7 protein-coding genes are annotated in these 6,290 nt (G+C 65.9%); 4 read left to right on the top strand and 3 right to left on the bottom strand.

Annotated features, from left to right (window positions below; translation table 11 throughout):
- Window positions 1-486, top strand: a 486-nt coding sequence (locus tag EWM57_RS06465; protein WP_129920320.1) for a DMT family transporter, incomplete at its 5' end; no start/stop codon positions are given.
- 9 nt (window positions 487-495) lie between these two features.
- Here the strand turns inward: EWM57_RS06465 and ispE are convergent.
- Window positions 496-1,308: a 4-(cytidine 5'-diphospho)-2-C-methyl-D-erythritol kinase gene (gene ispE, locus EWM57_RS06460; protein WP_129920319.1), complete on the bottom strand. Its 813-nt coding sequence runs from the start codon at window positions 1,306-1,308 to the stop codon at window positions 496-498.
- A gap of 153 nt (window positions 1,309-1,461) precedes the next feature.
- Between ispE and EWM57_RS06455 the strand changes: the two genes are divergently transcribed.
- From EWM57_RS06455 to EWM57_RS06445, 3 genes are all read left to right on the top strand, one after another.
- Window positions 1,462-2,130, top strand: a complete 669-nt coding sequence (locus EWM57_RS06455) for a sugar transferase (protein WP_129920318.1) — start codon at window positions 1,462-1,464, stop codon at window positions 2,128-2,130.
- The gene (locus EWM57_RS06450) at window positions 2,127-2,825 is read left to right on the top strand and encodes an acetyltransferase (RefSeq protein ID WP_129920317.1); all 699 of its coding nucleotides are present in this window, start codon (window positions 2,127-2,129) and stop codon (window positions 2,823-2,825) included. Before EWM57_RS06455 ends, EWM57_RS06450 begins: the two co-directional genes overlap by 4 nt.
- A 91-nt stretch (window positions 2,826-2,916) precedes the next feature.
- Window positions 2,917-4,059, top strand: coding sequence for a DegT/DnrJ/EryC1/StrS family aminotransferase (locus EWM57_RS06445; protein ID WP_129920316.1), 1,143 nt, complete (start codon window positions 2,917-2,919; stop codon window positions 4,057-4,059).
- A 6-nt stretch (window positions 4,060-4,065) separates the two neighbouring features.
- Here EWM57_RS06445 and EWM57_RS06440 read toward each other — a convergent pair whose 3' ends face one another.
- Window positions 4,066-4,809 (bottom strand): ThuA domain-containing protein, encoded by a 744-nt coding sequence (locus EWM57_RS06440; RefSeq protein WP_242509998.1) that lies wholly within the window; start codon window positions 4,807-4,809, stop codon window positions 4,066-4,068.
- Between the two features lie 28 nt (window positions 4,810-4,837).
- Window positions 4,838-6,127, bottom strand: a complete 1,290-nt coding sequence (locus EWM57_RS06435; RefSeq protein WP_129920314.1) for a T9SS C-terminal target domain-containing protein — start codon at window positions 6,125-6,127, stop codon at window positions 4,838-4,840.
- Window positions 6,128-6,290: the final 163 nt, after the last annotated feature.

Here is a 6,290-nt window from a genome sequence, read left to right as displayed (position 1 = left end):
TCGGCGGGGCTGTCGGCGCTGTTCAGCGTGCTCAACTCCCGCCTGGTCAAGCAGCACCCGCCCCTGCGCCTGACGCTCTACGAAATGCTGGGCGCCTGCCTGAGCATTGCGCTGTTTTTCCCCGTGTACTCCCGCTACTTCACCAACGGCGCGGGCCTGCAGCTGGCATGGCACGGCTACGACTGGCTCTGGCTGCTGATTTTGGCCGGGGTGTGCACGGTGTACGCGTTTTCGTCGTCGGTGGAACTGATGAAGCGGCTGTCGGCCTTTGTTATCAACCTGACCATCAACCTGGAGCCGGTCTATGGCATCGTTATGGCCGTGCTGCTGTACTGGCTCCACGTGCCCGGCTTCGACCGGGAAAAGCTCTCCGGCGGCTTCTACCTGGGCACGGTGGTTATCCTGTTCAGCGTGCTCATCCACCCCGTCCTCGACCAGTGGATGCAGCGCCGCCGCAAGCCCGAGCCGGCGGAAGCGGTGGTATAGCGCCCAGCTCTACAGCACTCCGTCCCAGACCCGGTATTCGGCGCTGAGTGGCAGCGCGGGCGGCAGCTCCCGGCCCGCAAACAGCCCGTACACCGCCGAGCCCGAGCCCGACAGACTGGCGTACGTGGCGCCGGCCGCGTACAGAGCCTGCTTAAGCTCGCCCAGCACCGGGTAGTGCGGGGTCAGGGCATCCTCGAAGTCGTTGCTGACGGTTTCGCGCCAGGTTTCCATCGGTTGGGCCAGGCTCTGGCGCAAATCGTGGCGCGGGGGCCGGGCCTGCACCCGACTGTAGGCCTCGGCCGTGCTGATGTGCAGCCCCGGATAAATCACCTTGCAGACCATGCCCCGCAGATTTAGGTCCAAGGGCTGAAAAACGTCCCCCTTCTCGTAGGCCAGCACGGGCTGGTTGCGAATGAAAAAGGCGCAGTCGGAGCCCAGGCCGCGGGCGTAGCTTTCCAGCGCGTCAGGCGAGAGTGCCAACGCAAACAACTCATTCAGGGCCCGCAGCGCGAAGGCCGCGTCGCCGGAGCCCCCGCCCAGCCCGGCCCCGATGGGCACCACCTTGTGCAGGTGCAGCTGCACCGGCGGCAGCGCAAAGTCGGCCCGCAGCAGCTCGTAGGCCCGCCAGCACAAGTTGGTGGCCGGGTCGCCGGGAATTGGGATGCCAGTCAGCGTGAGCTTATTTTCGGCGGCGGGCAGCACTTCCAGCGCGTCGCACCAGGGCAGGGACACAAAGGCCGATTCGAGGTTGCGGAAGCCATCGGGTCGCTGGCCAGTCACGTACAGGCCCAGGTTGAGTTTGGCGTTCGGAAAAACGAGCATGAGCGGCAGGGGCGTAAGTCGGCGGGGAATTTCGGGCGGCTGCGGGGCCACGTACCGGCCCCGCGCCCGTTCCGGGGCCGCAAGCTACGGCGTCGGCCACAGAAAAAGGATATTTTTGACCCCGGCCCCACCGGCCATTTCCGCTTTTCATCCATGCCTGCTGCTACCCGCTCTTCCGATTGGTACCGCGCCTGGGGCAAGCGCAGCCTCGACGTGCTGCTGGCGTTGCCCATGGCCGTGCTCACGCTGCCTTTGCTGCTGGCGGCGGCGGCGGCGCTGGCCGTCGTCAACCACGGGCAGGTGTTGTTCCGGCAGCGGCGGCCCGGCCTTCACGGGCAGCTTTTCACGCTCTATAAGCTCCAGACGATGACCAACGCCCGCACCGCCGACGGGCAGCTGCGCCCCGACGCCGAGCGCCTTACCGGCCTGGGTCGCTGGCTGCGGGCCACCTCTATCGACGAGCTGCCCCAGCTCTGGAACGTGCTGGGCGGGGAGCTGAGCTTGATTGGTCCGCGCCCCCTGCTGCCCCACTACCTGCCGCTGTACTCGCCCGCGCAGGCCCGCCGCCACGAGGTCAAGCCTGGCATTACGGGCTGGGCCCAGGTGAATGGGCGCAACGCCATTTCCTGGGAGCAGAAGTTTCGCTACGACGTCTGGTACGTCGACAACTTGTCGTTACGCCTCGATTTACGTATTCTGCTGCGTACTGTGCGCCGGGTACTGGGCGCGCAGGGTATCACGGCGCCGGGCCACGCCACCACCGAAGCCTTCCAAGGCTCGGCCACTCCGGCACCTCCCTCCTCCCCGACTTCTTCCCCATGACGCAGCTTTTCTTTTCGGAATACCACGACGAAGACCACCCCGAACTTCGACCCCTGGTTATTGTCGGGGCCGGGGGCCTGGGGCGCGAGGTGCGCACCCTGCTTGAGCAACTCAACGACCAGCAGCCGACCTGGGAGCTGCGCGGCTTCTATGACGACGTGCCGCCCGCCGCGCCCGACTTGTTGCGCCTGCCCTACCTGGGCACCATCGACGAGCTCAACGCCGCCGCCGAGCCCGTGAGCGTAGCCGTGGCCGTGGGTAACAGCCATGCCCGCGCCGCCGTGGTGGGCCGCCTCACCAGCCCGCACCTCTCGTTTCCGGTCCTGATTCACCCCAGCGTGGCCCGGGCTCCTTATCAGCACCTGCAGCTGGGCGCGGGCTGCATTATCACCCAGGGCTGCATCCTGACCACCGACATCCGCCTGGGCCGCCACGTGCTGCTGAACCTGGGCTGCACCATCGGCCACGACGCCGTGCTGGAGGATTTCTGCTCCCTGATGCCCCACGCCAACATCGGCGGCGAGGCGCATCTGGAAACGGCCGTATACCTGGGCACCAATGCTACCGTTATCAACCGGGTCCGGGTCGGGGCGCGCACCATTATTGGGGCGGGCGCCGTGGCCGTCCGCGACCTGCCCGCCGGCTGCACCGCCGTGGGCGTACCAGCCAAGCCAATTATGAATGCTGCGTTATGAGTATTGAGTCACCGACCTGTGCCAGGCCGGAATTCGTCGCTATGCTCCCGACCAATTCATAATTCCACATTCAGAATTCAGAATTTCCCTAATGCGCAGTCAGGACCACGACCGTCTGTTTCTTTCCCCGCCCCACCTGGGTCGCCATGAGCTCAACTACGTGCACAAGGCCATCGAGGACAACTGGGTGGCGCCGGCCGGACCCAACCTGGCGGGCTTCGAGGCCGACATCTGCCAGGCCGCGGGCGTCGGGCACTGCGTGGCGCTGTCGTCGGGCACGGCCGCCATCCATTTGGGCCTGCTGCTGCTCGGCGTAGGGCCCGGCGACGAAGTGCTGTGCCCCTCCTTCACGTTCGTGGCCACGGCTAATCCGATTCGGTACCTGGGAGCCACGCCCGTGTTTGTCGACAGCGAGGCCACCACCTGGAACATGTGCCCGGAGCGCCTGCGCGAGGCCATTGAGGACCGGATTGCCCGGGGCCGCAAGCCTAAGGCGCTGCTGCTGGTGCACCTGTACGGCATGCCGGCCCGGATGCCCGAAATTCTGGCGCTGGCCACCGAGTTTCAGATTCCTATTCTCGAAGACGCGGCCGAGGCCCTGGGCTCCCGCCTGGACAACCGGCCCCTGGGCAGCTTCGGCGCGGTGGGCGTATTTTCCTTCAACGGCAACAAGATTCTGACCACCAGCGGCGGCGGCGCCCTGGTAACCGATCAAGCCGAGCTGGCGCAGAAAGCCCGGTTTCTGGCCACCCAGGCCAAGGACGAGGCGCCCCATTACCAGCACTCCGAAACGGGCTACAATTACCGGCTCAGCAACATTCTGGCGGGCATCGGCCGGGGGCAGATGGAACTGCTGGAGGAGCGGGTGAAGCGGCGCCGCGAGATTTTCGCCTGGTACCACGAGCACCTGGCTCACCTGCCCGGCCTGACCGTGGCGCTGGCTCCCGAGCTGCCCGGCAGCCGCTCCAACCGCTGGCTGACGACCATCCTGCTCAATTCGGCCGAAACCGCGGCCACGCCCGAAAGCCTGCGCCAGCACTTGGAAACCCACAACATCGAAAGCCGCCCGCTCTGGAAGCCTCTGCATCTGCAGCCCCTGTTTGCGGGAGTGCCGACCTACGGTGGAGAAGTCTGTGCCGACCTGTTCGCCCGCGGCCTGTGCCTGCCCAGCGGTACGGCCATGACCGATGCCGACCTGCGCCGGGTGGCTGAGGCCCTGGCTGAAGCGCTGTAGGCGGGCTTATTCGCCCATGGCATACGTGATGCCGCCGAGCAGGTGCTTCAGAAACAACGGCTCCTGATAGCTTTCGTCGGTGTGGCCGCCGGCGGTGTAAAAGGCCCGGCCGCCGTCGTAGCTGTGGTACCAGGCAATGGGATGAGTGACGCCGTGGGTACCACCTGAATACGTGGTTTCGTCCAGCGTGGCCAGCACTTTCAGGTCGGGCGCGAGGCTGCGGAAGTTGTACCACTCATCAGTGCGCACCCAGCGCGCGGGCAGCTCCCGGGTGGCGGGGTGGGTGTTGTCGAGCACGTTCACGGTGGCCGGCTGAATGGCCGGATGCCCGTTGAAGTAAGCCCCAACCAGCCCGTTGTACCAGGGCCAGTTGTACTCGGTATCGGTGGCGGCGTGTACGCCCACAAAGCCGCGGCCCGAGCGAATGTACTGCTCGAAAGCCGTCTGCTGCGCCGGGCTCAGCACGTCGTCGGTGGTGCTGAGGAAAATGACGGCCTTGTACTTGCGCAGCGTGTCGGGCAGAAAGCGGCTGGCCTTATTGGTGGTGTCCACGCGGAAGCCGTTGTCTTTGCCTAGCTGCTGAATAGCCCGCAGCCCGCTCGGAATCGAGAGGTGGTAATAGCCAGCCGTTTTGTAGAAAACCAGCACCGCCGCGGGAGCCGGAGTCTCGGGTTGCGGGGTGTCCTTCTTCTTCTCGGTACAGCTGCCCAGCAGCCCCCCGAGCCCCAGCAGTACCAGACACAGTTTCATAGCACGGGCCATAAGAGCGGCTTAAGGCTTAATTGACGACCAATTTCTGCACGGCGTAATAACTCCCCTGGCGCAGTGCTACCGAGTATACGCCGGGGCGCAGCGCAACGGTCAGGTCGTGCCGAAACGCGCCGGCGGGCTTGCTGAACGTGAGGCTCTGCTGGTCCTGCCCCAGGGCATTGCTGATTTGCACGGCGCAGGCGCCGGACTGGGGCGTATCCACCGTCAGGCTAACGCCGCGCCCCGTCGAAGGGTTGGGCCACAGGGCCAGCGCGGCGGGCAAGTGCTGTGCCGGCCGGCTGCCCAGCACCAGGCTCGACCGCCAGGTAGACGTGACGGTGGGGTGCAGTCCATCGTAGCCGCCATTTATAATCAGCCGGCCGCCGGCTACGGCCGCCACCGGGGCCAGCAGCGGCAGCGGCAGCGGCGTCAGGTCCCGCCAGGAGTTGGCAGCCGGATTGAACTCCACGACCTGGCCCGCAATGGCCGGGCCGTTCAGACGCCCGCCAATGACCACGATGCGGTTGTTGAGCACGCAGACCGAGTTGGCCGTGTGCCCCAGCGCCCGGGGCATGGGGGCCTTGGCCGTCCAGGCATTGGCCGTGGGGTCGTACTCGTAGATGCTGCTTTGGTTGCCGAAGTCCTCGTCGCCGAGCAGCTGCCCGCCGATGGCGTAGATTTTCCCGTTGAGGGCGGCGCCGCCCAAATGGTTCGTGGCTACCGGCAGCGGAGCCCGGACCGTCCAGGCGGGCAAGGGGGCATCCAGGTTCAGCGCCCAATGGTCGGGCGTGTCGCGCACCACGGTTCCGCCAACGCGGATGGCGCCACCGTAGAAATGCAGCTCCCGTCCCAGCCGGACGATTATTCCGGCTCCGCGGGCGCCGGGCAAGGGCGGCATGGCGCTCCAGGTGTTGGTCGGGATGTTGTAGCGCCACACGTGGTCGGTGATGGCGCCGGGAGCCTGCCCCACATAGCCCCCGGCCAGGTACAGGTTGTTGCCATCCTCCGCCGTGCCCGAATGGGTGATACCCTCAGGCATGTTGGCCATGGGCGCCCAGGTATCGGTCGTTACGTCGTACACCTCCCCATTTAGCGTTACCTGCAGGCTGGTGTCGTAAAATCCGCCCATCACGTACACCTTGTTGCCCACGCCCACGCCCTGCGACTCACTGCGCCCCAGGGTGGTAGGAGCCGCCGCTACCCAGCTGATGGGCACCGCAACCTGGGCAACCGCGGGCCGCAGGGCGGCAGCCAGCAGAAGTGAAGTAGCCAAGCCAGCCCGGCGGGCAACCTGATTCAAGGGTAATGCTAAAGGCATAAGACGGAGGTTTAAGTAGCGGGATGACTGAAACGCAGCAGTAGAAAATCAGGAATGCGGGCCAATGCGCCGGTTGGCCCAAGATAAGTAAGCGCGCGGAAAATAGTCGAGCCTGGCCCGCTGAAAGTACCTGCTGTATACCAACTTATTGCCCGCGCCGGCC

Origin of the sequence: Hymenobacter persicinus, assembly GCF_004167665.1 — a bacterium.
GTDB classification, from domain to species: Bacteria; Bacteroidota; Bacteroidia; order Cytophagales; family Hymenobacteraceae; genus Hymenobacter; species Hymenobacter persicinus.
The sequence above is the reverse complement of the archived record's forward strand: the minus strand, read 5'-3'. Positions and strand labels throughout refer to the sequence as shown.

Bases quoted from the DNA above. Each gene is read 5' to 3' on its own strand.
- ispE (WP_129920319.1), bottom strand. From the start codon at position 1,308: ATGCTCGTTTTTCCGAACGCCAAACTCAACCTGGGCCTGTACGTGACT.
- EWM57_RS06455 (WP_129920318.1), top strand. From the start codon at position 1,462: ATGCCTGCTGCTACCCGCTCTTCCGATTGGTACCGCGCCTGGGGCAAG.
- EWM57_RS06450 (WP_129920317.1), top strand. From the start codon at position 2,127: ATGACGCAGCTTTTCTTTTCGGAATACCACGACGAAGACCACCCCGAA.
- EWM57_RS06435 (WP_129920314.1), bottom strand. From the start codon at position 6,127: ATGCCTTTAGCATTACCCTTGAATCAGGTTGCCCGCCGGGCTGGCTTG.
- EWM57_RS06445 (WP_129920316.1), top strand. From the start codon at position 2,917: ATGCGCAGTCAGGACCACGACCGTCTGTTTCTTTCCCCGCCCCACCTG.
- EWM57_RS06440 (WP_242509998.1), bottom strand. From the start codon at position 4,809: ATGAAACTGTGTCTGGTACTGCTGGGGCTCGGGGGGCTGCTGGGCAGC.